Here is a 26261-nt window from a genome sequence, read left to right on the forward strand (position 1 = left end):
TCTCCTTCCCTGCGGATTGTCATGGCGTTTACCATGAATGAATCTAGGCGCATCCCAAAGCGGCCGGTCTTGCGGTAGAGACGAGCGAGCTGTCTGGAGGAGTGCGTAGTCATGCTGATTGGCTCAGCAGTTGCCGAGTATTTGCGGTATTGTGCGGTTGAACGGCAATTATCCGCGCACAGTGTTCAAGCATATGCTGCGGATTTGAACGATTTTCGCCGGTTCTTGAAAGACGACAGGTCCGTCGGTCTAATAACCAACCTTGATTTCGGAGCCTATCTAGCCAGCCTGTTGGAGCACCGAAAGCTCTCTATCTCAACCGTTCGTCGGCGTTTTGCTTGTTTGCGTACATTCTTTCGCCGCGTGACTTTGTTGGGATACGCCGGCGATCCGTTTCAAGGGTGGCGTCTAGAGCTTCCTCGTCGAAAGAGGCTGCCGCGATGTCTTTCGAGGCCTGAGGTGCTGAGTGTACTGTCCAAGTTGGCACCGAGGCATGTGGCGATCTCCAGCTCGTCCGAGCCCGTCCTAATCGCGGTTCGTTTGATGATCGCGACAGGAGTAAGGGTGGGAGAGCTCTGCAAGATAATCGTCACTGACGTCACTCCGGATGGGGCGAATGTTAGGATCCGCGGCAAGGGATCAAGAGATCGGCACGTGTATGTCTCTGACCCTGATCTTCGATCAGAACTTGTCCAGCTTCTGGTGCTGCGTGCAAGGAATGGAACACAAGCCGGGCATTTGTTCTTGAACCGACGGAATCTCCCGATGAAGCCCCAATCAGTTCGGATCGTGCTTCGTCGCTACTCGGACGCTTCGGAGAGCAAGCGTCGAATTACACCCCATATGCTCCGTCACACCGCAGCAACTCTATTAATTGAGCGCGGCGTAGACATTCGGTTCGTTCAGAAGCTGCTGGGTCACTCCAGCATATCAACTACTGAGATTTACACCCACGTGTCAGACGAGGCACTTAGAACCTGCCTTGAGCGGGCCGACGTGCTTCGTAATCTCGCAGCCTAGGTAAAACACTCGCATCCGTCCAGCGTGGCCCTCATGATGAGGGAAAGGGCTGCGCGACTTGACCTGCCTGGCTGTTCGGGGACGATCATCTTTCGTGGACCGACTAGACCTGCCAAAGCTCGAAGCGGATGCGCTCTTTCACGCAATCCATGCCCGCATCAAGAGGAAATGCATGGGTCTCTGTGGGATTATCCAACTGATCTGAAAGCTTGAGGCGCTCTTCCGGAGCTCGTCGGGGAAGGCAAGTGATCTGCCTAAAGAGGCAAGAATTCCGTGGGGACCATCGGCTGGATGCGTGCGCGCCGCCGCAGCTTCGCTGGATCCTATCGGAATATTCAAAGGTGTCCGGGACCTGCATTGGCGGTGACCAATGCCGGGACATCATCCGGCTGGACAGGACAATGAACAGCCGCTTTCGGAAGAGCGCTAAAAGATCTAATGACGCTTTCATCCAGCCGGAATCCATTGATGCGCGGGGCGGGCCTCGCGATGTTGCCCGCACACATGCGTCCAAGCATGGCTCGGCAGAGTTCTTGCATTTCCCGAGTTATGCCTCCCAGCGCGCCAAAGACATGCCCAGTCTCGGCCCTGATCGGGGTTTCTATGTTGTCGAAGTAGTTGCCCTCAATCAGGCCTTCAACGGATGGTCCGGCATCCAGGGCGTGAAAGAAACCATTGCGCTGCAGCAGCTCGGTGTTGCGGAAGTAGTTGTTCACCAGGTGAATGACCGACCGTAGACCGTCAATGTGCGGAGCCCGTCCGGAGACCTCGTGGAAGTAGTTGTTGGCAACCGTGATCGACTGAGGACTGCCAAGGAAAAGCAGGTTCCAGTAATGCGCTCCGTTGCAATAAGAGGAGTAGTTATCCCTACCATCAAAATCGTTCCACGAGACCGTGATATTCGTCGTCGCCCCAAGGCCGCCGGCAATCATCTGGCGCCCGATGTTATGAAAGCGGTTATGATCGATCCAGACCCGGTTCGCTCGCGAAATCGCAATCGCATCCCCCGCGAAGACAATGCCGGGATTAATGTCACTGATGGTCAGGTTGCGGACAATGACGTTGCTCACACCATTCAGCCGCAGTCCCTTGCCCCTAATTGCAGCGTTTGATCCGACGCCAATCACGGTCTTGTTTGATCCGACCTCCAAGGGATGCTTGCCCGCCTTATCGAAGCTGACTTCCAGTTTGAGCTTGCCGTCGCAGTGCGTATCGAGCCCATCCAAGAGGAGAAGCGATTCACCCTTGTAGGGCGTCTGACAGGTGTTGCTGTATTGGCAACCCGGACCCTTACCGCGCCCTTCCGTTCCTGTGAAATCTATGGTCCCGACGATCTGGACAACGCGCGGAGTATCGTCGTTGCAGATTCCAGAGCTATACGAACGACACAATTGATAAGTCAGATCCTTGAGTGAGCTGACCTGAACCACTTCGCCTCCCAGGCCGCCCGTCGTTCCAGCACCAAAGCCCTGTGCGCTGTCCCATCGCGGATTGCTTGCTGCGAAAGCACAGGAGATTCCAACAATGCCGGCCAGTCCAGCGAGCATTCCCAATGACTGTTTCAGCTGGCATACCGCTTGCCTCGTAGACATCGACTCTCCATCGGCGAATGAAAGAAACGTTGAAACGACCCATCGTCTGATCCAACGGCCAGCCACGCGGACGGAGTCTTCGTGGCATTGTTTGCATCCCGGCTCAACGGTGCCGATCCTGTGAGCCGTTCAAAATGCACGAGCCTAGCATGCCACAAGAAGAATCGGGAAGGTAGCGCACACGGTTACGTGGTTCGGCGTGGATGGCCGACTAGCATCAAAACTCAAGTCTGCCAACGATCGAGCGGCTCGCCGGAGACCCGCAGCGACCTCCTGGCCAATCGGACCGCTGCCAAACTTCACTTGCCGAACGTCAACATCACTTGGATGAGCCGGTGCAGAGGGTCTCGTGATGTGATCTGCACAGGACAATGAGTACAGGAGAGAGAGAGGCCGAGTCATCGCCCTCGTATCTTGCCGTGCCAGTGTTGTCGGATTGAAGACATTCGCCGGGTGGCATTCAAGAACGACAGACAAAGAGTCCCGCGAATTCGCGCCAAACACACGGCCTTCTACACTCTCTACAGCGTGTTGGGAGCGGCACGCGAGTTGCTGAGATCAGCAACGCGGCTGCTACATCGCAGCGCGTGATTCAGTGTCGTTTCTAGGGAGCAAACACAGTGGCGATTGGAACCGTGAGATGGTTCAACCCGACTAAAGGCTACGGCTACATCGCGCCGGACGATGGCGGCCCTGACGTGTTCGTTCATATCTCTGCGGTGCAGAAGGCTGGCCTGGTCCTCCTCCCGGAAGGAGACAAGATCAGCTACGAACCAAAGATCGGCCGGTCGGGCAAAATATCAGCCGATAACCTGCGCCTCATCTAGCGCTTCTGCTTTGGCAAGCGGGGGCTGAGGCCAGGGGCCATATTGGCGTGCGCCTTATGCAGTGTTCCAAAGCAAGACTCTGGCGAGGCTTATCGGACCAGGACATTGAGCATGGGTTTCGAACTGAAGGGCCCAGCCGGCCTCAACACAGATTGCCAGTCGGGAAGCTTCGCCAGCAGATATCGCTCGACGGATTTGCTCTTTGTCCGGCCGCGCCTGAGGCGCTGCGCAGGTCAGCTCAGCACATCGGCTCGGCGATGGCCTGGTAGCGGAACTGCCCGCAGCAGGTGAACCAGCGTGGGCGCCGGGAATTACCAAGAATACATATCAACAGTACGGCGTCATGACATCGATGGCCGGGACAAGCCCGGCCATCGATTTGCGCCTGATCAGTCTGGCTTCGGCGCCGGAACGGCGGCAGGCAGCGCCGCGGCTTGCGGTGCGCGGCCGACAACAACGGTGAGGAGGCCCTGGCCCCACAATCGCTTCGCGGCTGCCTTGGCGTCGTCCAGCGTCACCGCATCGACGATGCCGTTGCGCTTCTCGATGTAATCGATCGGCAGCTGATCATGCTGATATTGCAGCAGCGCATAGGCCAGCTTGGACGAGGTGTCGAGCGCCAGCATCTGCGAGCCCTTGAGGTAGGACTTGGCATCTTCGAGCTCCTTTTGCGTCGGTCCCGCCTCGGCGATGCGGCGTACCTCCTTCTCGACGGCGTCGATGGTGTCGCCAGCGCGGTCGGCGCGCGTGCCGGTATTGCCGATGAAGAACGCCGAATGCGGCATCCAGTGCAGCGATTCGAACACCGAATAAGCGAGCCCGCGCTTCTCGCGGACTTCATGATAGAGCCGCGAGGACATTCCGCCGCCGAGGATATGACTGACGACATAGGCCGCCATGAAGTGCGGATCGTCGCGCTTGAAACTGGGACCGCCGAAGGTGATCACAGTCTGAGGCACGTCTAGCGGCACGAAGGCGCGCTGCGGTGGCTTTGCGGCTTCGATCTCCGCGACCGGCGCCAGATTGGCGTTGGCTGGCAAGGCGCCGAAGGTGTCGTCGAGCAGCTTGCCGAGAGTGTCCGGATCGACGTCGCCGACCACCGCGACCTTCAGCGTATCCCTGGCGAGGATGCGGCCGACATAATCCTTCATGTCGGCGACGTTAATGGTCGGCACGCTGTTCAGTGTGCCATTGGTCTGCCGGCCGTAGGGATGATCGCCGAAGGCGACCTCCAGGAATTTGCGGATTGCCAGCGAGCTCGGGTTGGTGGTCTCGCGGCGCAGCCCAGAGATGACCTGGGAGCGGATGCGCTCGACATCGGCCGTGTCGAAATGCGGCGAGGTCAGTGCGGACCGCAACAGGTCGAAGGCCTCGTCCTTGTTGTCGCGCAGCATGCGCAGGCTACCCTGGAACCTGTCGTGGGTGGCACGGAAGCGCAGCTCGATGGCGCGGCGAGCAAGACGTTCATGGAAAGTCTTGGAGTCGAAATCGCCGGAGCCTTCGTCGAGGAGATCGCCGACGAGATTGGCAACGCCCGGCTTGTCCTTCGGATCCTGGGAGGAGCCACCGGAGAAGGAATATTCCATCGCTATCAGCGGCACGGTCGCGTCTTGCACGAACCAGGCCTCAATGCCGCCGGGCGAGACCAGGCGCTGGATCTTTACGGCGGCCTTGGAGGGCGAAACCGGAGCCAGAGCGAGCGCGGCGCCGGCGGCCAACGACAGGACGATGCGTCGGGCGTGAAGGATGGGATGGATCACGTACGTTTCTCCTCGCGCTTGGTGGAAGTCTTGGCGTCAGTCTTGGCGGCAGTGGTGTCCTTGATCAGGTAGCCCGTGGCCGAGCGCTTCTTATCGAGCCATTTTTGTGCAGCCGCACGGACCTGTTCGTCGGTCACGCCGCGAATTCGGTCTGGCCAGCTTCGGATGTGCTCGATCGACAGACCCGTGGTCAGTGCGCCGCCATACCAGCGCGCTAGCGCCGCCTGGTTGTCCTGGGCGTAGATCGCTCCTGCAATGAGCTGCGTCTTGACCCGCTCGAGGTCCTCGGCAGGGATCGGGTTCTGCACGATGCCGGCGATGACGCCGTCGATCACCCCCTCGACCTCGGCAAAGCCGACGCCGGTTTTCGGCGAGGCCGAGACCGCGAACTGGGTCGCATCGAGCGAAATGCTCGAATAGCCGGCGTTGGCGGAGACGGCGAGCGGCTTGTCGACCACAAGCGCGCGGTAGAGATAGGAATTGCTGCCGCTGCCCAAGAGCTGCGCGAGCACGTCCAGCGCCGCGCTCTCCCCGGGAGCGACCGTGCTCGCCGAGGGCACCAGATAGAAGCGGCACAGGACGGGCTGCTCGACGCGCGGGTCGGACAGCGTGACAGTGCGCGGGGCTGCCGGTTCCGGCTCTTGCGGGCGGACGCGCTGGGCCGGGATTGCGGGCTGGGCCGGGATGGGACCGAAATTGCGTTCGACCAGCGAGCGGACTTCGGGGAGCTCGACGTCGCCGGCGATCACGAGGATCGCATTGTTCGGCGAATAAAAACGGCGATAGAAGGCGAGCGCGTCCTCACGGCCGAGCTTCTCAATCTCCTGATGCCAGCCGATCACGGGCCGGCCATAGGGATGATTAAGATAGAGCGCGGTCATGATCTGTTCGATCAAACGCTCATTGGGCCTGTTGGCGACGCTCATGTTGTACTCTTCGAGCACGACGTCGCGTTCGGCCAGCACGTTTTCGTCCTTGAGGACGAGGCCGTTCATACGGTCGGCCTCGAACTCCATCACCGTCGGCAGTTGCTCGCGCGGGACGCGCTGAAAGTAGCTGGTGTAATCAAATGAGGTGAATGCGTTTTCGTTGCCGCCGACGCGAAACACGGTCTTGGAAAATTCGCCGATCGGGTGCTTTTCCGTGCCCTTGAACATCAGATGCTCGAGAAAGTGGGCAAGCCCAGATTTGCCGGGTGTCTCGTCGGCGGAGCCGACCTTGTACCAGATCATCTCCGTGACCACGGGCGTGCGATGATCCGGGATCACCACGATCTGAAGCCCATTGCTGAGCGTGAAGCTGGCGGGCGGCGCCGACGTGAGCGTCGTCTGGGCAAATGCGAGGTCGCTAGACAGAGTGCAGCTCGTGAGCAGTGCAGCAAGGAGGCAAGCCGCGGACGGGTACGAGGACATCGAGATTCGTGTAAACATCCGGGCCCAAAGATCCCAGGAGAAAGCACAATAGAGCGCGCGGCATTTGGGTCCAATATTGCCATTGACGTAGTTCGTCAGTTGCTGGATCGGCATGGCTGTTCAAAAACTCCATTCTAGTTCGTCAGGAAATGGGGGATGAGTGATGAACGAACTTCATCTCTCGCTCGCTCTGGACTCTCCGATAATCCAATCGAGAGTCTGTGCGCTTCGGCAGGACCATGTCGGTCCAACGCGATGCGAGTCCCCCAAGCATTAGCCGTGCCAAAGAGGAAACCTCGCAAATACAAGGGCAGCTCGAACAAGCGACGTTGCGTCTCCGACATGGTCGTATATCGGACAATGCCAATGGTCATTCCAAAATGGCTTGCCATTTGAGGAAGTCAGATGCACTCCACTGCGGCGGCGCAGAAGCCGTGCGCGTCGCTTTTTATGCCACATCCATTTGCAGCTACCCGCTTGGGTCGATCATCATTGCGGCATCTTGGCGGAAATCCCTCAATGCATGCCTCGCCAAATCAATGTTAGAAGCTCGCATAGAAGCGCCAACTAGTAACTGCGCTCGTCGCCGAGTTGATGGCGTGGAGCCAACCTCAGTATCTCAATCTGCGGAGCAGCGTTCACTTCGAAGGAAAGACTTGAATCGCATGCCGCGTTAGGTTGTAGGCTCGGCGCGGCGATCAAACCACATGATCAAGTCTCGATGGCGCATCGAAAAGTGCGCACCAATGCCAGTCCGAGGAGTGAACGTGTCGAAAGCAAGATTGATGACAAAATCGCAAGCTGGAAGGCCGACGCTCTCCGCTCCCGATGATGATCCCTATCTCTGGCTCGAAGAGATAGACGGCGGACGCGCGCTAAATTTTGTCGAGCGGCAGAACGGCAGGACGTTGCGGGCTTTCGGCGGAGCGGGTTTCGAGCGGGATCGCGATGCGCTGGCTTCGATCTATAATCGATCGGACAATATTCCCTATGTCGGCCGGCGTGGCGATCATCTGTACAATTTCTGGAGGGACGCCAGCAACCCACGCGGCCTGTGGCGGGTGACCACACTGGACGAATTTCGCAAGCCGAATCCCTCCTGGGAAACCTTGCTCGATATCGACCAGCTCGCGGCAAAGGAAGGCGAGGACTGGCTCTTGAACTCAATGGCCTCGCTGCCAGGAGATCATCCACGAATCATTTTGAGCCTGTCGCGCGGCGGAAGCGATGCTGTCAGCCTGCGCGAATTCGACCTTAACACGAAAGACTTTGTGGCCGACGGCTTCACGTTGCCGGAGGCCAAGAGTGGCGCCACCTGGGTCGATCCCGACACGCTACTTTTGTCCAGCGCACATGGCAACGGCATGGCAACGACGGCCGGCTATTCCAGGACCGTGCGATTGTGGCGCCGTGGCGAGCCTGTGGAGCGCGCCACCGTCGTGTTCGAGACCACGCCAGATCGGATGTGGGCTTGTTGCGAAGTCGACCGGACCGGACCATTGCCACGTGTCTGGTTCGTCGATCACCTGGATTTCTTCAACTCCGACGTCTGGCTCGGAACCGAAACCGGGGCGGGCGTGAAGCTCGACCTTCCCTCCGACATCTGGCTGCGGGTGCACCGGGACTGGCTCGTCGTCAAGCTGCGCTCAGCATGGAGCATTGCCGGCGTCACCCATCCGCCCGATACTGTGCTTGGGATGTGGCTGTCTGCCTTTCTGGCCGGCGATCGCAACTTCAAGGTCGTTTTCGCGCCGGGGCCGCGCCGGGCACTGCAGGGATTGTTCTGGGCCGACGACAAACTCGTTCTTTCCATTCTCGACGAGCTACGCCCAGTATTCGAGACTTGCACGCCTTCATCCGCCGGCTGGAGCCACGAGAATTTGCGCGGGCTGCCCGGCATCGGCGTGGTCGACGTGTGGCCCCTTGATCGTGATCCAACCGAAAGCAACGGCGACCTTCTCGCAACCGTGCAGGATCCGCTCACGTCACCTTCACTGATGTTGATCGAACGCAGCATCTCCAGCCCGATCGTGCTGAAGCAGGCGCCAAAGACGTTTAGCGCCGAGGGCCTCGTGGTCACGCAGCACGAGGCGATCTCGACCGATGGCGAGCGGATACCCTATGTACAGACCGGTCCAGCCGCGGAGACCGGCAACGCGCCGGTCCATATAAGCGGTTATGGCGGCTTTGGGCTCTCGGTGAGGCCGTACTACAATGCGGCCCTTGGCAAGCTTTGGCTGGAGCGTGGTGGCACCACGGTACAGGCAAACCTGCGCGGTGGGGGCGAGTTCGGCACACGCTGGCACGATGCCGGGCGGCTTGCCGGCAAGACACTATCGCACGATGACTTCGCGGCCGTAGCCGCCGATCTGGTGCGCCGCGGCGTGACTGAGCCGAGGCGGATAGCCGCCGAAAGCGGGTCGAACGGCGGCATCCTCATCAGCAACATGCTCACGCGCTATCCTGCGCGGTTCGGCGCATTGTTTTGCACGATTCCGCTGATCGACATGCGCCGGTACACAAAGCTGCTGGCTGGAGCGAGCTGGATCGCGGAATATGGTGATCCCGACAAACCTGAGGAGTGGGAATGGCTCAAGACTTATTCCGCTTATCATGCAGCCAAACCGGGCCAACGCTATCCGTCGATTCTGATTGCCACCACGCGGCGGGACGATCGGGTTCATCCGGGGCACGCCCGCAAGATGGTAGCGAAACTGCAGGTGATGGGCTACGAGGCCTATTTCTACGAAGCAGACGGGGGCGGCCACGGCTATGGCAGGGACAACAAGGAGCATGCCAGCTTTCAGGTGCTTGGCTTTCAGTTCCTGAAGAGCAAGATCGGATGGTTGGACGATCAGGCCTAAGCGAGCTTCACACTCAGGTATGGCGAGTGCTGATCGAGCGAGACTGAAATGTCAGGCGCAGAAAAGAGAAGCAGTGCCGTGACTGCTCCAGGCTCTGGCGAGGTGAGAACGGCGTGCGCAGCTAGCCGAGAGCGACAGCCGATAGGACCTCAGCAAGGACATGCTCACGCCGTCTACGCATCGAAGACTGGGCCGAAAACGGCATTGCCGGAGCCAATCCGAAAAAACACGGCAATGCCCATAGAACGTCTTCGCGGGATTTTGGCGCAAGGCGTCGGGTCCTGCTTCGGCAGTCCGAAAAAGAGCGCGAAAGCGGAGCGTCCGCATCATCGCCGCGCCTGCGCAGGCGTGTGTGCTTCCTGGTCGGCAAATTCGCCGCTGAATTTCCCAAGATGGTCTGGCGTAACGCCGCCGCGGCCCACACCGCGGCACGTCACAGCTGGCCGCCCTTGAGTGATGCGCGAAGAGTAAGTTCAACCAAGACAAGCATGACTTCGAGCGGAGAACCAGGATCAATGAAATGGCGCAAGATGCTGTCTCGACCAAAGCTCCCTTGGCACTTGCCAGGCGGTGATGCTTTCATGCGGCAACAAACGATCCGTTGGTCGTAAATATAAGAAAGCTGGTTTTCCAACCACGACAAAAAAGAGTGCGTCTTCGACTCGCGCCGTAGTTCATTCTCTGAGACTATCGCCCAATGGCTCGTTCGTCGCGGTACACTGATGAGATCGAAGGATCCTTCGACGAGCTCGACAACTCCGAGTCACACGGCACGATCCGACGTGCGCGTCGCTTTTTGGCCTAACTCACATCGGGTCCGCATGCTGTCACCACCGATCGCGAAATGCCCCATAAACGATTGTTTGGCGCCGCATTAAAACAGCCGAGGGCCTGCTCGCATGGAGCAAAATGCGACCTGCGTCGATCGGTCGCCAGTCTGATCGAGCTCATTGAGCTCGTAGCAGTGCGGCCGGCGACATCGAAAGCTCGCGCAGGTCGCTGAGGAGGCGGGTTTGATTAAACGTTGAGCCGTCACCGTCAGCTAGGAGCCAAGCGGAGATCTGGCGACCTCTCAATGGTGTGAGCGAAGGCGTCATTGGACCTTCAAATTGTCAGCGTATCTACTTTTGGTTGTTGGCTGCGGCGGCTCCGTTCCTTGCCGCTGAAATGCGTGGTGGAGGATGTGACATGGTGAGGACGTGTGAGGTTTCGGTCGACGATGCCGCAACGGTGACTCGGATGGTCAGTGCTCTGCTTGCCGAACTTGGGGCCGGTCACCTGGAGGCCGGAGTAGATAGTCAACTGGTTGCAGAACTGCTTGCCATGAAGGAGCGCATCTCGGGGTTTCTTGCTTTTACGGAGGAACACCCTGTCGGCCTCATCATGCTATCGGAAAGCGCCGCCCTCTTTGCCCGCGGAACCTACGGCATTATCACTGAGCTCTACGTGGTGCCGGAGCAGCGATCATCTGGTGTTGCGATGGCGCTCATCGACGCGGCCGTTACCCTTGGGACAACAAAAGGCTGGGGCCAACTCGAAGTGGGAGCGCCAAGGCAGCCGATCTGGAACCGCAGTCCCAACTCAGCATTGTACTTGAAGCTCGGCTTCTCAGAGATTGGCCCGCGCCTCAAATTGCCGTTGCACGGCCCAGCTCAGGGTAGCCCTGCGGCTCCAACCCGACTGGAGCCTCGGCGGCGCCGCGCACCACGACGCCGTATCCCGGACTCAACCGTTGCAACATTTGCATAAATTGTGTGTAGCACTTACGCGGATTGTGGCGACTATATCTCGCCGTCAAGCGCGCTTGATCTCTCACGGGGCAAGGCAGACATGCCCATATTGCTGCCTTGCGCGACCAGATCAGGTATGGGCCCTAGCTGAGCCCCTCTACATTCTTAATTGAAGCCTACGAACGTGAAGGGCCTCAGCTGAGCCATCCTCTTAAGAGCCGGAACTCCGATGGCGACTTCTGTCTGACAACTCAATTTCGGATTTGGCCGGCCTGGACGATCAATCGGCACCGGATCGATTCCTGCGCTGGCGTATGCGTAGGATGTCCTCGTGGCGGCAGGATGTGTCCTGATGCTGTACCCAGCTCGCGATGATGGCTCATGCACCGGTAGATTCGGAAATGAGCGTCGCGCGTCCCGGCCCGTGATCAAAAAGCTCGTCGGCAAATGATTGCGGATAGTTTGCATTCTTATCGAAGTTGCGGAAGCGGCACATCCCCAACACCAATCAGATGCGAGATAACGATTGCGGCACGCGCCATCGGGCTCGTCACGTAAGCCCCCATTACGCCAATGAAATTAGACCCGAGACAAATCATGCAGCCTGCGCTTTTCTGTTCACATTGCAGCTTTTGTGCGTGAGTCTGCGTTTTGCGCAAAAAAGCGTTGAACGAGCGAGCCGGCGACGAGGAGCGCTGGATTGCAGTCCCACGATCCCTTCATGCAGCTGACCATTCGACGGCCAAAGCGCAAGCAGAAGCAGTATTTGACTGCGCGCAAAAATGCCGGCATTTCCAACAACTGGCTGAACGCGACCGACCGTCCGCGCAAGCCAATTGGATACTCAGATATGCGAGAGCGAGGATTGAGCCCCTGGTCTTGAACCGCTCCAGGCTTGTTTGCGGCGACGACGGGCCGGCGAGGAGACGAGGCGCTCCCAATAGCGCTTGTCTGAAAGGAGATCACTGGAGCTCGACGAGCGCGAGCTTGCCAAGATGGCACTCCGTTAGGCACCGCTCATCCGCTGGGTCGCAGCTCCGGATCATTCAGCTTCAACGAAGTATGGATTACGGGGCTCGCCGCGCCGGCTGTCAATGGGTCTCATGAGACCAAGCGATCGGACAAAGTTGCGCAAACGATGCGCTCTCGGTCCCCAAGATCTCTTGACCATCACCCTTTATCGCGTCACGAGAAAAACCAACACGGATGAGAATGGCAGGCTGACGGATGACGAATGTGATTGATGAACCGAGCAGCTTGGAACCACCGCCCGTCTTGCACAGGTCGTCAAGACGGTTTGCGTCGTTTTTCGCGCTCGCGGCCGTATCCATCGGCCTGTGTGCCGGAGCAGCCTATTTCTGGACCAATGCTGAAGAAATTTTCGAGAAGCCGTCGGTTGGCGAAGTCGTCCCAACGACAAGCCTGTCACCTGAAGATAGGGAGGCACTCTTGGAGATTCGGTCCGAGCAGCAGAAGGCTAGTGATCAAATTCGAGAGATCAATCGTAACATCGGCACGCAGCAAGACGACTTGAAACGGATGGCGGATCAGATCGAGGCGCTGACATCGAGAATTGAGTCGTTGCAGAAACCGACCGTCCCATCCTCCGTTCTTCTGGCTCCTTCATCTCCGCCGCCAGCCCCACCCGTTTCGAGGCCGGCCAAGCGAGTGGTCCAACCCGCCAAACCAGAAGGGCCGGTCTCGGTCGGGGGCGCGCCACTGATCTCCGAACCGAGCACGAACCAGCGTTAATGTCGGGCGATGCCTTTCTGGTGGACGGGATCGCGTTTTGGCGAACCAAAGACTGGCAGCGCGACGTCGGCCAACGAAATGGAGATCGAGGACGGCGTCATTCGGGTCCATGTCTTCGGAGAAGAGGATATCCAGCCCTTCACCGACTTCAGTATGGACTAGTGATCGACTTCGTCCGCATGGACAAGGAAAATCCCGCGAGGCGCGAGCACTTCAGCCAGAATAGTCCAATCAGGCTACGCCCTGTGCGGATGCGTACTCTCAAATCCGGTGACGCGATATGTCATTGATCGCCGCGTGCTGTGGTTAACCAGCCACGTGTTCGAGCTCAGGCGAATCTATGCTATGCGGGACGCCTCCTGCAAAAAAATGCTCCGCAGCCAAATGCTGGCCGGATCAGCGTTGTGAAGTGCAGGCCACTGGACGGCCTCGGTGAAGGCAAAAACCGGCAGCGGAGCTTGGATCTTTCGCAAGGGCATTGTGTTCTCGAAATGCTTGAACATCCTCGATGGCATTGTCGCTATACGATCAGTCCCCATTATCAACGGCGGAATCAAGCTGAAGCCCGGCACAGCAACCTCAATGCGAATCTTGAGATCGTGCTCGACCAAGAGCCATTCATCGAACGAAGGTCTGATCGTCCGCCCAAATTTGGCCGCAACCTGCCCAGTCGACAGGTATCTCTCTAATGTAATCGGCTTATTTAGCTGCTTGTTCATGCGGCAGCCGACGTACACGTAGCTTTCGTCAAACAGCGGCATTTTGGGATGCGTTCGCGACATGAACAGTTCCGGACAAACTAAGAAGTCAATCTCACCGCGCCGGAGAAGCTGATCGGGGTCCTCTTCGGGTGGCAGCAAGTCGAAAGAGACGGCGGGAGCTTCCTGCGCGACGCGGTCCACGACCTTTCGAAGAAACACGGTCATCATGAAATCGGAAAGGATGATCTTGAAGCGGCGATTCGATTCGGCCGGCTTGAAGCCGTCAGGAGAAATAATGGAGAGTTGGATGTGCGACAGAGCCTCGCGAACTGGGGCAGCAAGCGCTTCGGCTCGCGGCGTAGGAACAAGCTTGCGACCCATCATGGTAAAAAGCTCGTCGTGGAAATAGGTGCGCAACCTCGCCACGGCCGCGCTCATGGCCGGCTGACTCAGGTTGATTCGCCGCGCGGCCGCGGTGAGGTTCGGCTCTGTCATGAGAGCGTCGAACGCGACGAGAAGATTTAGATCAAGACCGTTGAAACGCATGGCGCGAATTTATCCATCGTGTCGATGTGCTCCATCCAAACAATCGATTTTACCTACTCTCGGGAGTTGCGGCAAATCTTGGATGGAGAGTTAGAGTCGAGACATAGCAGGATGATGACGAACTGCTGCACGCAAACCTTGGTATAGCTTTCCCAACCCTTCGTATATCAGCTACTTGCTTCCGTACAATCGAAGAGCCCTCCGACTTCGCTTTGGAGTTGCCGCGAAAGGCGAGCAGGCGACTGCAGTGTTCAACTGGATCCGCAAGCCGGCAAAGGAGTCGCGAACGATTCCTGAGTGCAGAAGGACTTTTGAAATCCACAGGCAATGGCCGGTGATCGCGAGGCATGTGAAGAACCGAAAGCGCTGTCGCACCGCGACCGCCGGACGCAGGGCTGTCACGGGCGGCCACTGCAAACCCCATAGACGTCGGACAACTCGGCATGTTGTGTGCGATCCTTAGCCGGTTCTGCCGGTCAAGTCCTCGGGGCGAGCGCCCACGAGTTTCTCATAGAGCGCTGGATCAGTCGCGCCCTCGGTATTGATCAGGAAGACACAGGCATTTGACTTCAGCCCGATCTCCGCACGCAGCGCTGGATCGCCCGCCACCTTTGCCAATCCGGCGAGACCGACTGCGCCACTTTCGCCGGCGACGATCGCCGGGTCGCCGTTGACGGGATAAGCAAGCTGCTTCATCATCGTAACGGCCTCGGCATCATCGACGGTCATAAAGGCATCGGCAACGCGTGAGAGGATGCGCCAGGCAACAAGTGATGGCTCGTAGCATTCAAGCATCGCCATAACAGTTGGTCTGTCGTGCGGCACCTTCACGATCTGGCCGGCCTTGGCGCTCTCGAGAAGGCAGGCCGCTCGATCCGGCTCCACCACAGTGAAGAAGGGCCTGTCCTTTCCGAATACAAGCGAAAAATGAGCGGCAGTCGCCGCTGCGATGCCGCCAACACCGGCCTGGACAAACACGTGGGTTGGAGGCTTCGGCAGTGCTGCAAGGGCCTCACGAAGCAATGCCGTATAGCCTTGCATAACGAGGTGAGGAATCCGTTCGTACCCTGGCCAAGATGTGTCTGAGACCACAATCCAGCCCCGTTCGCTGGCGATTTTCGATGCCGACGCAACGGAATCATCGTAATTGCCCTGAACACGTTCGATACGGGCACCATATCGCGCGATCCCTCGGCAGCGCTCATCGCTGACTCTAGCATGAACAAAGATGACGCAGTTTGCGCCGACGAGTTGCGCGCCTTGTGCGACCGATCGGCCGTGGTTGCCGTCGGTGGCACATGTCACGGTGATGCCCGCGGCGACCGTGGCGACCTCCGGCGAGCGCCATTCGGAAATATCCACTGGACGGCCCCACCGTTGCGACGCGAGCCCAAGGACGAGCTGTATGACTGCATAGGCCCCACCAAGTGCTTTGAAGCTACCGAGACCCAGTCGTTGTCCTTCGTCCTTGACGTAAATGGATCCGACATCCAGACGACACGCAACGGCAGGAAGTGAAACCATCGGGGTAGGGGCCGCTCCCTGCCTGTGCTGGAGAAAGTGCTGCACTGCCAGGGCAGCCTCGACGCCGAGAGCATCGGCATCGGAGGAATCGAGCGGCAATCGATAGTCACTGAGGGTATTGCGGAGCAACATGGCGTTATGTTGTGTTGACCAAATTCAGCGGCATACATGCGATGGCGGGCGGCAGAGCAGAGCGGTTCATTCCATTTCAGGCGCTTGATGTCAGGCTGCCTTCTCCGACCAATACCGACGACGCAACTCCTGCTTCATGAGCTTGCCAGTCTGTGAACGCGCAACCTCGTGCAAGATCGATGCTGCAGGGCGCCTTGTAGCCTGCAATTCGATTCTTCATGAAAGCGATGAGTTCTTCCGCCAAGTTATCGCTGCCCTCCATGCCTGGCAGCAATTGCACTATGGCTTTGACCTGTTCGCCCATATCTGGATCGGGGATCCCTATGGCGGCTACATCCGCGATCGCAGGATGAAGCACGAGAACGTTTCGATCTCTTGAGGACGGATGTTGACCCCGCCTGAGATGATCATGAACGCCTTGCGATCGGTCAAGAAAACATACCCGTCCGACGTGTCCGATATCGCCGACCGTCGTCCAATGCGTCATGATGAGGGCCGGGCGGGCCGGATTTGTTAGCGCATGGGTGCCCGAATACATCAACACGTCCTTGGATGTCGCCTTTCCAAGAGAGAGGCGAAATTTGGAATTTGAACGGAATTGCCGCGACCGAGCACCCGAGGGCGCCCACCCCTGCTCGGGGGCTACTGGCTGCATCGACAGGCCGGGCGAGCTCTGCAGCTCCCGGCCTTGAAATGATTGCGATTCGAGCCTAGCCTTAAACTGACATCGACGTCATGTTACCGGGTTCCAAGCTGGTGGTCAAGCAGCCGCGGTGTTATGGGTGCCAAATGCTGGAGACCGATTCTGCGTTGGAGCCGTTAGCCCCTGCCACGGCGAAGGGCGCGGCAATGCGTCAGCGCCTGCTGAACGCCTCGGCACGCGTATTCGCGCGCAAAGGATACGAGGCCACCCGGGTCCAAGACATCGTCAAGCTCGCTCGAACGTCTTACGGCAACTTCTACCGGCACTTCCGAAACAAGGATGAGATTCTGCTGGCCGTATTGCGGCCATTGGTCGACGAGATTTACGTTGCGAGTAAGCGAAGGTCGGGCCGCTCGTTGAAGGCAACCGAAGCCGAGTTCGTTGAGAATACGATCGCGTATCTCAAGATCTATGCCCAGCATCGCAAGCTGTTGCGCGTCATGCGCGAGGCGGCGGCTCGCGGCGAGAAAGCGACGTTTCTGTCTTTGTATGTCACGGAACGTAGCCGCTTCGTAAGGCGCACCGCGACTTGGCTGACACGGCTTCAGAGCTTGGGCGAACTCAGCCGCGAACTCGATCCTGAAATGGCTGCTGAAGTGCTCGGCGCCACGATGGAGCAGGTTGCCTACATGAAATTCGATCTCGCGTCGGAAGATCCAAGCGATGCGGAGATCGAGCACATAGGGTCACACTGTGCAAAGGTCTGGTATCGTGGCGTGTTTGGTGCCGCCAATGACGATCCCGCGGCTCCCAACTAGCATCCGTTCTGCCGTCGATCGAACCTGTGTGTCGTAGCCGAACAGGCGCGATGCCGCTTGCTGCTGAAGTCTCGAACAGTGTTCGAGCGGTGGCAATCATCCAAAAGGTCAGGTGGACAGGCTTGGCCCTGCGCTCCGCGGGTCGGCTTGACGATGCGCCCCTTCAGTAATATGACATCAATATCACTTTTTAGCGGGTGCAGAAGCGCGAACATTCAACAGGGGAGGAGCCGATCAATTCGGCAGAAACTAATAAAGCCAGATACTTCACTGTGTTTCCGTGTCGTCCTTAGCGCAGTCGCGCTCCCCGTCTTGAGGTCGCCTGGGCGAATAATCGATAGGCGCGCGCAGTGATCATGACTGAAACGCAAGCCGCCATTCGCGACGAGGTGCGCAAGTTCGCGCGGCAGCGCGTTGCGCCCTTCGCTCGCGATTACGAAGAAGCCCAGCAATACCCATCGCGGTTGTTTGAGGAACTCGCGAGCCGCGGACTTATGGGCATCACGGCGCCCGAAGCGGTCGGCGGAGCAGGCGCCGACTATGTTTCGTGCGCGCTCTCGCTTATTGAAATCGCCGCGGCTGACCGGTGCTCTGTCTACCATTTTGAACATTCAAAACACTCTGATCGTTTCAGCCCTGCTCAAGGACGGCACGCCAGCGCAGCAAGCTGGATTTCTGCCCTCCCTCATCTCTGGCCGAATGATTGGTGCATTCGCGGCGCGATTGCGCTCTGTCACCCCCTCGGTGCCCCGGGTGCGAAGCTCCTTTCAACCCTGGTCCATGCTCTGAGGGTTCGGGCAAGCGATATGGGCTTCAGACGATGTGCGAGGGCGGCGGCATCGCGAACGTGACCATCATGAGGCTTTGGGGTGATCTTTCGGACGTGCTGACGGGTCGCGATCAAGAGCCAGGAGTAGAACGTCAAAACAAAATAAAAGCGAAACCCAACAAGGAGAGATTATATGTTTGTAAGGATTATAGGGACGACCGCTCTGGCGGCAGCGGCAATCACGCTCGCCTCGGACGTCGCGTTCGCGCAGAAGAAGTACGACACCGGGGCCACCGATACGGAGATCAAAGTCGGCAATCTCATGCCCTACAGTGGCCCAGGATCCGCCTACGGCGTCATCGGCCAGGTGCAGGCCGCATACTTCAAGATGATCAACGATAAGGGTGGCATCAACGGCCGCAAGATCAACTTCATCAGCTATGACGATGCGTACTCGCCTCCCAAGGCTGTCGAGCAGACGCGCAAGCTGGTGGAGGGCGATGAAGTCCTGCTCATGTTCGATCCGCTGGGCACAGCCAACAACACAGCCATCCAGAAATACTTGAATTCCAAGAAGATCCCGCAGCTCTTCGTCGCGTCGGGCGCAACCAAATTCAATGACCCCAAGAACTTTCCCTGGACTACGGGTTGGCAGCCCTCCTACCAGAGCGAGGCGCATGCCTACGCGAAGTATATCTTGAAGGAAAAGCCGAACGCCAAAGTCGCCGTATTCTTCCAGAACGACGATCTCGGAAAGGATTACCTGAAGGGACTCAAGGACAGGATCGGCGCGAAGATCGTCGCCGAGGAAAGCTACGAAACTTCGGAGCCGACGATCGACAGTCATATCGTCAAGCTCAAGGCGACGGGGGCCGATACCCTGGTCAACATCAGCTCTCCCAAGTTTGCCGCTCAGGCAATCAAGAAGATCGCTGAAGTCGATTGGAAGCCGCTGCATATTCTCAGCAATGTTTCGGCGTCTGTGGGCAGTGTGATCAAGCCTGCCGGATTCGAGAACGCGCAAGGCATCATTTCTGCCACTTACTTGAAGGATCCGGCGGATCCGCAGTGGGACAATGATCCCGGAATGAAGGAGTTTCAGAGCTTTCTTGGCAAATACTATCCGGAAGGCAACAAACGCGACATTTTGCTGATTACCGGCTACGCACTTGCGGAGACCCTGGCGCAAATCTTGAAGCAATGCGGTGACGACCTCACGCGCGAGAACGTCATGAAGCAGGCTGCGAACCTGAAGGATTGGCGCACCGAGGCGCTGCTGCCGGGGATCTACGTGAACACCTCGCCGACCGACTTTGCTCCGATCACCCAACTTCAGCTGATGCGCTTTGGCGGCGAAAAATGGCAGCTGTTCGGCGACGTGATCAACGGGGACACGGCCGACTAGGCCACTCGCAGAGAACCGCAGCGCATGCCTTCGGCAGAGCGAAAGGTATGCGGCGTTTGCAATCGGCAGCGTTCGGTCACGAAAAGCCCGAACGACCCGACCGCAGCCATCCAGTCGCACACTGTCGGCATGTTTTGCGAATTCAAGCGGCCGCGAACGTAATTGTTACGCTCGGAGAAGCGATGAGTAGGCGCATGATCAACTATCGACCCTCTTGGCTCGATTCTGAGCTCGAGATGTACCGAGACACGGTCTGTCGCTTCATCGACAAGGAAATGGCGCCGCTGGATGAAGAGGCGCGCGAACGAGGCAATGTCGGGCACGAACTCTGGCTGAAGGCTGGAGAGCTTGGGCTTCTCTGTTCGGACATCCCGAGCGAATATGGCGGCGGCGGAGGCGATTTTCGGCACGAAGCGATCTTTTACGATGCCATGGCGCGCCGCGGCTTGACGGGAATGAACCCCTCTGTCCACACGATCGTAGCCCACTATCTGCTGAACCACGGGACCGAGGAGCAAAAGCGGGAATATCTGCCGCGCTTGGCGAGTGGGGAACTCGTCGGAGCCATTGCGATGACCGAACCGGGGGCCGGGTCGGATCTTCAATCGATTCGAACTCGCGCCGAAAAGCGTGCCGACGGCTATGTCATCAACGGTTCCAAGACCTTCATATCCAACGGCGTCCTTGCGGGTTTGGTGCTCGTCGTTGCGAAGACCAGTCCGGCCGAGCGAGCCAACGGAATCTCGATTATCCTGGTCGAGATTGCCAAAGCTCCCGGCTTTCGGGTCGGCCGCGTGCTCGATAAGATCGGACTAAAGGCGCAGGATACTTGCGAGCTGTTCTTCGACGAGGTCCTGGTGCCGGCCGCAAATCTGCTCGGTGGAGTGGAAGGGCTTGGCTTCTATCAATTGATGTCAGACTTGCCTTATGAGCGCACCATCATCGGCGTGATGGCCGCGGCCGCAATGGAGGGCGCTCTCGAGGCGACGCTTGCGTTTGTTCGGGAACGCAAGGCGTTCGGAAAGTCGATCGCCGAATTTCAGAACACCAAATACAGGCTGGCCGAGTTGGCGACGATCACGAAGGTCACGCGCAGCTTCGTCGACCAGTGCGTCGAAGCATTGGTCTCCGGTACGCTCGATGCAGCCACGGCTTCGATGGCCAAACTCTGGGCGTCCGAGCAGCAGGGGAAGGTCATTGACGAGTGTTTGCAGCTGCACGGTGGGTACGGCTTCATGAACGAGTACCTCATCGCACGCATGTATGCCGACGCACGCGTGCAGCGCATTTACGGTGGAACCAGCGAAATGATGAAGGAAGTGATCTCCAGGGCGCTCTAGGATTTGGGGAATCTGTCCAACGCGTAAACTCGATGGCCGACCCCGATAGGCCGGCGCGCTGAAGAGGGTGTCATGAAAGCAGTCTTGGTCGAAAACTACGATCGCATCGAAAATATCAGGATCAAGGACGTGGCTAGGCCGGACTTGTCAGCGGGAATGGTCCGCGTTCGAATCCAGGCCGCTGCCGTCGGTTTCGTGGATGGCCTGAAGGTGCAGGGCCTGTACCAGACCAAGGACCCTCTACCTTTTACGCCGGGGTCGGAGTTCGCCGGAGTTGTCGACGAGGCGGCCGCAGATGTTGAGGGCTTTGCGCCCGGCACGCCAGTCATCGGCATGGTCAGAAATGGCGGTCTTGCCGAATATATCTGCGTGCCGGCCGCGGACCTTTTCGTGACGCCAAAAGGCATAGAGCCCGAGGTCGGTGCCTCCTTCTTCGCCAATTACCTGACAGCGTTGTACGCACTCAGCGCCCGGGGAAAGTTGCAGAAGGGCGAGACGCTTCTGGTGTTGGGGGCGGCCGGTGGGGTGGGGATAGCGGCCGTTCAGGTCGGGAAATTGCTCGGTGCCCGCGTCATTGCAGCGGCCTCGACGGAGGAGAAACGGCAGTTCGCAATCAAATGTGGTGCCGATGAGGGTCTGGATTACACGCGCGACGGGTGGCGTGACGAACTCAAGGAACTCACCGGGGGCCGCGGGGCGGACGTGATCTATGATCCCGTCGGAGGAGAGCTGAGCCTGCAGGCATTCCGTTCGATCGCCTGGAATGGCCGGCACCTGGTGATCGGCTTCGCTTCAGGGATTATCCCAGCGCTGCGGTTCAATCTGCCTCTTCTAAAGGGAGGGGCGCTGTTGGGTGTCGACCTGGCGCAGATTGGTCGTCGTGAACCGGATGTGCGAGATCAAGTCATCGCCCAGCTGTTCATTTGGTTAAGCGAGAAGACGCTTGTTCCCGTCGTAGGAAAGATCTTTGCATTTGAGGAATTCCACCAAGCGTTCAAGGCGATGACGACGCGCTCGGCCCTTGGAAAGATGGTCGTCCGGATCGGCTGACGATCCTCCTAGATTGGGTTTCTGGAGAATCCTCATGAATGTTTCGGACGCGCTGAATTCCCGGACCTCTGTGCGGGCATTCCTGGAGAAGCCTGTCCCCGGCGAGGTCGTCAAAGACATCCTGCTTGGGGCCAGTCGTTCGCCATCCGGCGGCAATCTACAGCCGTGGCATGTCTGGGCGCTAGGCGGCCAAGAGCTCGCACGTTTCAAGGCGTTGATGGCCGAGCGGATCAAGATCAGCCCGATGGGCGAGCAGCCAGAGTACAACATATACCCGCCAGAACTGAAGGAGCCGTATAGAAGTCGGCGATTCAAGAACGGCGAAGATCTTTATCGCACCATCGGGATTCCGCGCGAGGACAAAGCTGCGCGTCTCAATCAGCTCGCGAAGAACTGCATTTTTTTCGGTGCGCCTGTCGGCCTGTTTTTCGCCATCGATCGCCAGATGGAGCCTGGGCAATGGGCCGATCTCGGCATGTACATGCAATCCATTATGTTGCTCGCTTTGGAGAAGGGATTGAGTACCTGTCCGCAAGAAGCTTGGGCGCTGTGGCACAAGACCGTCGCGGAATTCATCGGGTTGCCCTCCCATCTGATGCTCTTTTGCGGCATGGCTCTCGGCTACATGGATCGAGAGCATCCGATCAACCGACTGCGCGCAGATCGTGCTGATCCATCGGAATTCATGACAATCCGTGGATTTTGACCAGGGCTTCGACTACAAGATCCGTCGGATATCGAGCGTCCGCAAATTGATCAACGGCCTCGCCAGGAACGTGCGGAAGATCCACTCTGAGCAGTAGCCCGATGTACTACGCCACATCAGGAGGCTCAGAACCCCGCAAGGATATGTGAGGGTTGGCCCGCGAGGGACATTGCAAAGTCCTCGCAACGAACAGGCCGGAGCTGCACAACGCCTTGAGCGCAGCTCGCCATCCTGAACCACAAAACCTCTTTGGCCATGTGCGTCCTTACCCGCGCTCGAACCATATTGGAGGCGAGCGATCTCGAAACAGCGAGGTCGCTAATGACAACGGACCGTAAGAAAGCTTTTCGGTAGCTATCCATTCTGTAGATGCGGCCCATCAACACAATCGATTTTACCAATCCTATAAGGCCCCGCATAAGAAAGACGTTGGTCTGGAGAAAAGCCTTCGGCCAATCAGAATGGTGTTTCGATCTTTGCCGAGAGCCGGGGGAAGTTTCGGTGCATCTCGAGCATCAACCCAGTGCATCTTAGTCCGGCCACGTGCTTGGGCGGGTACTGCGGCCCGTAGGCCCTGCCACTGTCGACGGAAGCTGTCGCAACAGCGACGTCCGCCGAGGTTGACTCCTGCCCGTTCGCCGAAGACGGCCGGGCTTCTTTTGTGTGTGCCATGTACGAGCGACAGCTTCGAGATGGAGTTCCACTATCCAGCTATCCGCTTTACCGATCTCTTGCGAAGGAGGCTGGGCCATGACGCTTGGCTCTCAACGGATCCAATGGGTGGAGTTCATGCCGGCAGATAACTCGACACCTCGCGGCTCGTCGATCTGGATCGAGTGTCATCGATCCTGCAGAGGCAACTTGCGGTGACGTGCCCAAGCACCCCCGACCGCGGCTACACTGTGGCTGTTCCAAAGAGTCGCAGTTGCTATGACTCTCCGTTCGCCACGCATACGCGCCTTACCGCCTCCTGCTGCCGCCACATGCTTGTATTCGATGCTGCTCGCCCGAACCGCGCTTCGGCCGGCGGAGCTTGGATTTGGCCGCAGAATCCAGAGCACCCAAATCCGCAACAATCATTGAGCACCTTCAATCGACGGTCTCAAGAAAAGTCTAGCTGCTCCAAAAACTCTATTCTTGAATATGGGGGATGTTGATCCGCATGTGTGGGATTGTAGGCATTTTGGGGCGCCAACCCGTTGCGGAGCGGTTGATTGAAGCGCTTACTCGCCTCGAATATCGCGGCTATGATTCAGCGGGAGTCGCAACGCTCGACGCCAATCATCTTGAGCGCCGGCGCGCCGAGGGCAAGCTGAAAAATCTTGAGACCAGCCTCCGCCGCAGTCCGCTGCCCGGTCACACCGGTATTGGTCATACCCGCTGGGCCACTCATGGCAAGCCCACGGAGTACAACGCGCATCCGCATACGACGGACAATGTCGCGGTCGTCCATAACGGAATCATCGAGAATTTTCGCGAGTTGCGAGCCGAACTTGAGCACAAAGGTGCTCGATTTGTTTCCGACACTGACAGCGAGGTGGTGGCGCACCTGGTCGAATCCTATCTGAGGGAGGGCTACTCGCCCCAAAAGGCAGTGAAAGCTTCCTTACCGCGACTGCGCGGGATGTTTGCCCTGGTATTCCTGTTCAAGGGGCACGACGATCTCATGATCGCTGCACGGAAGGGATCTCCGCTCGCGATCGGGTATGGCAATGACGAGGTTTATGTCGGTTCGGATGCCATTGCGCTCGCGCCGTTCACCGACGCCATCACTTATCTTGATGACGGGGATTGCGCCGTGCTTACCCGCAAGATCCACGTCATCTACGATGCCAAAGGGGCAGTCGCGCGCCGCGAGACGCTGAAATCGGGTGCGTCGTCGCTCCTGGTTGACAAGGCGAACTATCGGCACTTTATGGCCAAGGAGATCCATGAGCAGCCGAAGGTGATCGAGCAGACTCTGGCGCGCTATATCGACGGAGCCTGCGAACGCGTTGCTCTACCGCTCGAGCTGCCGTTCGACTTCAGAGACGTCCGCCGCATCACGATCATCGCTTGCGGCACAGCGAGCTATGCTGGCTCCGTCGCGAAATACTGGCTCGAGCGCTTTGTCCGCGTGCCCGTTGAAGTCGACGTCGCCTCCGAGTTCCGCTACCGCGAATCTGCCATGGGCAGAGGTGATCTCGCGATCTTTGTTTCGCAGTCGGGCGAGACCGCAGATACGCTTGCTGCGCTCCGCTACGCCAAGGCGAAAGGCGCACACACACTTGCAGTCGTCAATGTACCAACGTCGACCATCGCTCGCGAGAGCGAAACCGTGCTGCCGACGCTGGCCGGCCCGGAGATCGGCGTTGCCTCGACGAAAGCCTTTACCTGCCAACTGATAGTGCTGGCGGCGCTTGGGGTCGCGGCCGCCAGGGCGCGCGGCGAACTGTCCGAGGATGAGGAGATCGAGCTGGTGCGCGGCCTGGTGGAAATTCCTCGCCTGATGGCGGCGGCGCTCACCACCGAACCGCAGATCGAGAGGCTTGCGCGCGACATCGCGAAAGCACGCGACGTACTCTATCTCGGTCGCGGCACGAGCTTCCCGATCGCGCTAGAGGGCGCCCTGAAGCTGAAGGAAATCTCCTACATCCATGCAGAGGGGTATGCTGCGGGCGAGCTCAAACACGGCCCGATCGCGCTAATCGACGAGGCCGTGCCAGTTGTGGTGATCGCACCGCATGACTGCTTATTCGAGAAAACGGTCTCAAACATGCAGGAGGTGGCAGCGCGCGGCGGCAACATTGTCCTCTTGACCGATGCCAAGGGCGCTGAGGAGGCGACACTGGATACGTTCGCCACGATCGTGCTGCCGGAGATGCCTGCCGTCTTCACGCCGATGGTCTACGCGATCCCCGTGCAGCTGCTAGCCTACCACACGGCCGTCGTGATGGGCACTGATGTCGACCAGCCGCGGAACCTCGCCAAGTCCGTGACGGTCGAATAGCGAGGACGGAAGCCGTCGATCGCGTCTTGTCGCCAAACCGGTCTAGAGAATTATGTTAGAGCATTCACGACCGGCCAGCGCCGCCAAACTTAGGCGGTCAAAGATGCCAGCGTCTGCCGCTTTCGCGTTCGAATCTGCGCCGAAGTCTAGCAGGTTCTCGACACGCGCCTTCAGGAGGCCGACGACATGGTAACTTCGCTTGCATCTGAAGCGGGCGACAAGGTCGTTGCGCCCGGACCACTCGGCCTGCACTCGGATGTGGCCGTAGCGAGTTCGTCCGAACCGGCGCCGGCCATTTCAGCCCCTGCGCTACTGATAACGCGCTCGCGTGATCCGGCCTGACGCCGGGTCACATTACTCAAGCAGACGAATTCGAGATCGCCGCGATGGCCTTTACCGACATTTTCATCAAGCGCCCGGTCCTGTCGGTCGTCGTCAGTCTGCTGATCCTGCTGATCGGCTTCCGTGCGGCGATGGTATTGCCGATACGGCAATATCCGAAGCTGTCGAACACGGTCATCAACATCACGACCGTCTACCCCGGTGCGTCCGCCGACCTGATCCAAGGCTTCATCACCACGCCCATCGAGCAGGCGGTCGCCTCCGCCGAGGGCGTCGACTACATCACCTCATCCTCGGTGCTCGGCACCTCGACGATTCAGGTCTATATCAAGCTGAACG

At 58.6% G+C, this 26261-nt stretch carries 19 protein-coding genes and 2 pseudogenes; 15 read left to right on the top strand and 6 right to left on the bottom strand.

The window, feature by feature from the left end; translation table 11 throughout:
- Positions 1-111: 111 nt before the first annotated feature.
- Positions 112-1020 (top strand): tyrosine-type recombinase/integrase, encoded by a 909-nt coding sequence (locus tag JJE66_RS37630; protein ID WP_200520830.1) that lies wholly within the window; start codon positions 112-114, stop codon positions 1018-1020.
- A gap of 335 nt (positions 1021-1355) precedes the next feature.
- On the opposite strand, the gene JJE66_RS37635 is transcribed toward JJE66_RS37630, so the two are convergent.
- The gene (locus JJE66_RS37635; RefSeq protein ID WP_200520831.1) at positions 1356-2567 is read right to left on the bottom strand and encodes a right-handed parallel beta-helix repeat-containing protein; all 1212 of its coding nucleotides are present in this window, start codon (positions 2565-2567) and stop codon (positions 1356-1358) included.
- 665 nt (positions 2568-3232) lie between these two features.
- On the opposite strand from JJE66_RS37635, the gene JJE66_RS37640 reads away from it, so the two are divergent.
- Complete coding sequence (locus JJE66_RS37640) at positions 3233-3439, top strand: cold-shock protein (protein WP_200520832.1); 207 nt, start codon at positions 3233-3235, stop codon at positions 3437-3439.
- Positions 3440-3828: 389 nt separating this feature from the next.
- Here the strand turns inward: JJE66_RS37640 and JJE66_RS37645 are convergent, their stop codons facing one another.
- Together JJE66_RS37645 and JJE66_RS37650 are read right to left on the bottom strand one after the other, a co-directional pair.
- Positions 3829-5199: a pitrilysin family protein gene (locus tag JJE66_RS37645; RefSeq protein WP_200520833.1), complete on the bottom strand. Its 1371-nt coding sequence runs from the start codon at positions 5197-5199 to the stop codon at positions 3829-3831.
- Positions 5196-6611 carry a pitrilysin family protein gene (locus tag JJE66_RS37650; RefSeq protein WP_200520834.1) on the bottom strand — a complete coding sequence of 472 codons (1416 nt, stop codon included), beginning with the start codon at positions 6609-6611 and terminating at the stop codon, positions 5196-5198. Before JJE66_RS37650 ends, JJE66_RS37645 begins: the two co-directional genes overlap by 4 nt.
- Before the next feature lie 785 nt (positions 6612-7396).
- Here JJE66_RS37650 and JJE66_RS37655 point away from each other — a divergent pair.
- From JJE66_RS37655 to JJE66_RS37670, 4 genes are all read left to right on the top strand, one after another.
- Positions 7397-9475: a prolyl oligopeptidase family protein gene (locus tag JJE66_RS37655; RefSeq protein ID WP_200520846.1), complete on the top strand. Its 2079-nt coding sequence runs from the start codon at positions 7397-7399 to the stop codon at positions 9473-9475.
- Between the two features lie 1239 nt (positions 9476-10714).
- Entirely contained in the window at positions 10715-11224 is a 510-nt protein-coding gene (locus JJE66_RS37660) for a GNAT family N-acetyltransferase (protein ID WP_246756875.1), read from the top strand.
- A gap of 702 nt (positions 11225-11926) precedes the next feature.
- Positions 11927-12088 (top strand): hypothetical protein, encoded by a 162-nt coding sequence (locus JJE66_RS37665; RefSeq protein WP_200520836.1) that lies wholly within the window; start codon positions 11927-11929, stop codon positions 12086-12088.
- A 344-nt stretch (positions 12089-12432) separates the two neighbouring features.
- Complete coding sequence (locus JJE66_RS37670; protein WP_200520837.1) at positions 12433-12957, top strand: hypothetical protein; 525 nt, start codon at positions 12433-12435, stop codon at positions 12955-12957.
- A gap of 338 nt (positions 12958-13295) precedes the next feature.
- Here the strand turns inward: JJE66_RS37670 and JJE66_RS37675 are convergent, their stop codons facing one another.
- The 3 genes from JJE66_RS37675 to JJE66_RS37685 all read right to left on the bottom strand — a co-directional run bounded on the left by JJE66_RS37675 (position 13296) and on the right by JJE66_RS37685 (position 16398).
- Positions 13296-14204 (bottom strand): LysR family transcriptional regulator, encoded by a 909-nt coding sequence (locus JJE66_RS37675; protein WP_200520838.1) that lies wholly within the window; start codon positions 14202-14204, stop codon positions 13296-13298.
- Between the two features lie 459 nt (positions 14205-14663).
- The gene (locus JJE66_RS37680; RefSeq protein ID WP_200520839.1) at positions 14664-15860 is read right to left on the bottom strand and encodes a diaminopropionate ammonia-lyase; all 1197 of its coding nucleotides are present in this window, start codon (positions 15858-15860) and stop codon (positions 14664-14666) included.
- Positions 15861-15936: 76 nt separating this feature from the next.
- Entirely contained in the window at positions 15937-16398 is a 462-nt protein-coding gene (locus JJE66_RS37685; protein ID WP_200520840.1) for an AMP-binding enzyme, read from the bottom strand.
- 251 nt (positions 16399-16649) lie between these two features.
- Between JJE66_RS37685 and JJE66_RS37690 the strand changes: the two genes are divergently transcribed.
- The 9 genes and pseudogenes from JJE66_RS37690 to JJE66_RS37725 all read left to right on the top strand — a co-directional run.
- Complete coding sequence (locus tag JJE66_RS37690; protein WP_200298500.1) at positions 16650-17321, top strand: TetR/AcrR family transcriptional regulator; 672 nt, start codon at positions 16650-16652, stop codon at positions 17319-17321.
- A gap of 356 nt (positions 17322-17677) precedes the next feature.
- Positions 17678-17899 (top strand): annotated as a pseudogene (locus JJE66_RS38375) (acyl-CoA dehydrogenase family protein); the annotation flags it as partial.
- A 138-nt stretch (positions 17900-18037) separates the two neighbouring features.
- Positions 18038-18180: pseudogene (locus tag JJE66_RS38380) on the top strand (acetyl-CoA C-acetyltransferase); the annotation flags it as partial.
- Positions 18181-18283: 103 nt separating this feature from the next.
- Entirely contained in the window at positions 18284-19495 is a 1212-nt protein-coding gene (locus JJE66_RS37700) for an ABC transporter substrate-binding protein (RefSeq protein WP_200520841.1), read from the top strand.
- Between the two features lie 47 nt (positions 19496-19542).
- Positions 19543-20835, top strand: a complete 1293-nt coding sequence (locus tag JJE66_RS37705) for an acyl-CoA dehydrogenase family protein (RefSeq protein ID WP_246756876.1) — start codon at positions 19543-19545, stop codon at positions 20833-20835.
- 72 nt (positions 20836-20907) lie between these two features.
- Positions 20908-21885: an NADPH:quinone oxidoreductase family protein gene (locus JJE66_RS37710; protein ID WP_200520842.1), complete on the top strand. Its 978-nt coding sequence runs from the start codon at positions 20908-20910 to the stop codon at positions 21883-21885.
- 34 nt (positions 21886-21919) lie between these two features.
- Positions 21920-22591, top strand: coding sequence for a nitroreductase (locus JJE66_RS37715; protein ID WP_200520843.1), 672 nt, complete (start codon positions 21920-21922; stop codon positions 22589-22591).
- Between the two features lie 1162 nt (positions 22592-23753).
- Positions 23754-25580 (top strand): glutamine--fructose-6-phosphate transaminase (isomerizing), encoded by a 1827-nt coding sequence (glmS, locus tag JJE66_RS37720; RefSeq protein WP_200520844.1) that lies wholly within the window; start codon positions 23754-23756, stop codon positions 25578-25580.
- Positions 25581-25966: 386 nt separating this feature from the next.
- Positions 25967-26261 (top strand): efflux RND transporter permease subunit (locus JJE66_RS37725; RefSeq protein ID WP_200520845.1); only part of this gene is annotated, 295 nt, incomplete at its 3' end.

It is taken from the genome of Bradyrhizobium diazoefficiens (assembly GCF_016612535.1).
GTDB classification, from domain to species: Bacteria; Pseudomonadota; Alphaproteobacteria; order Rhizobiales; family Xanthobacteraceae; genus Bradyrhizobium; species Bradyrhizobium diazoefficiens_C.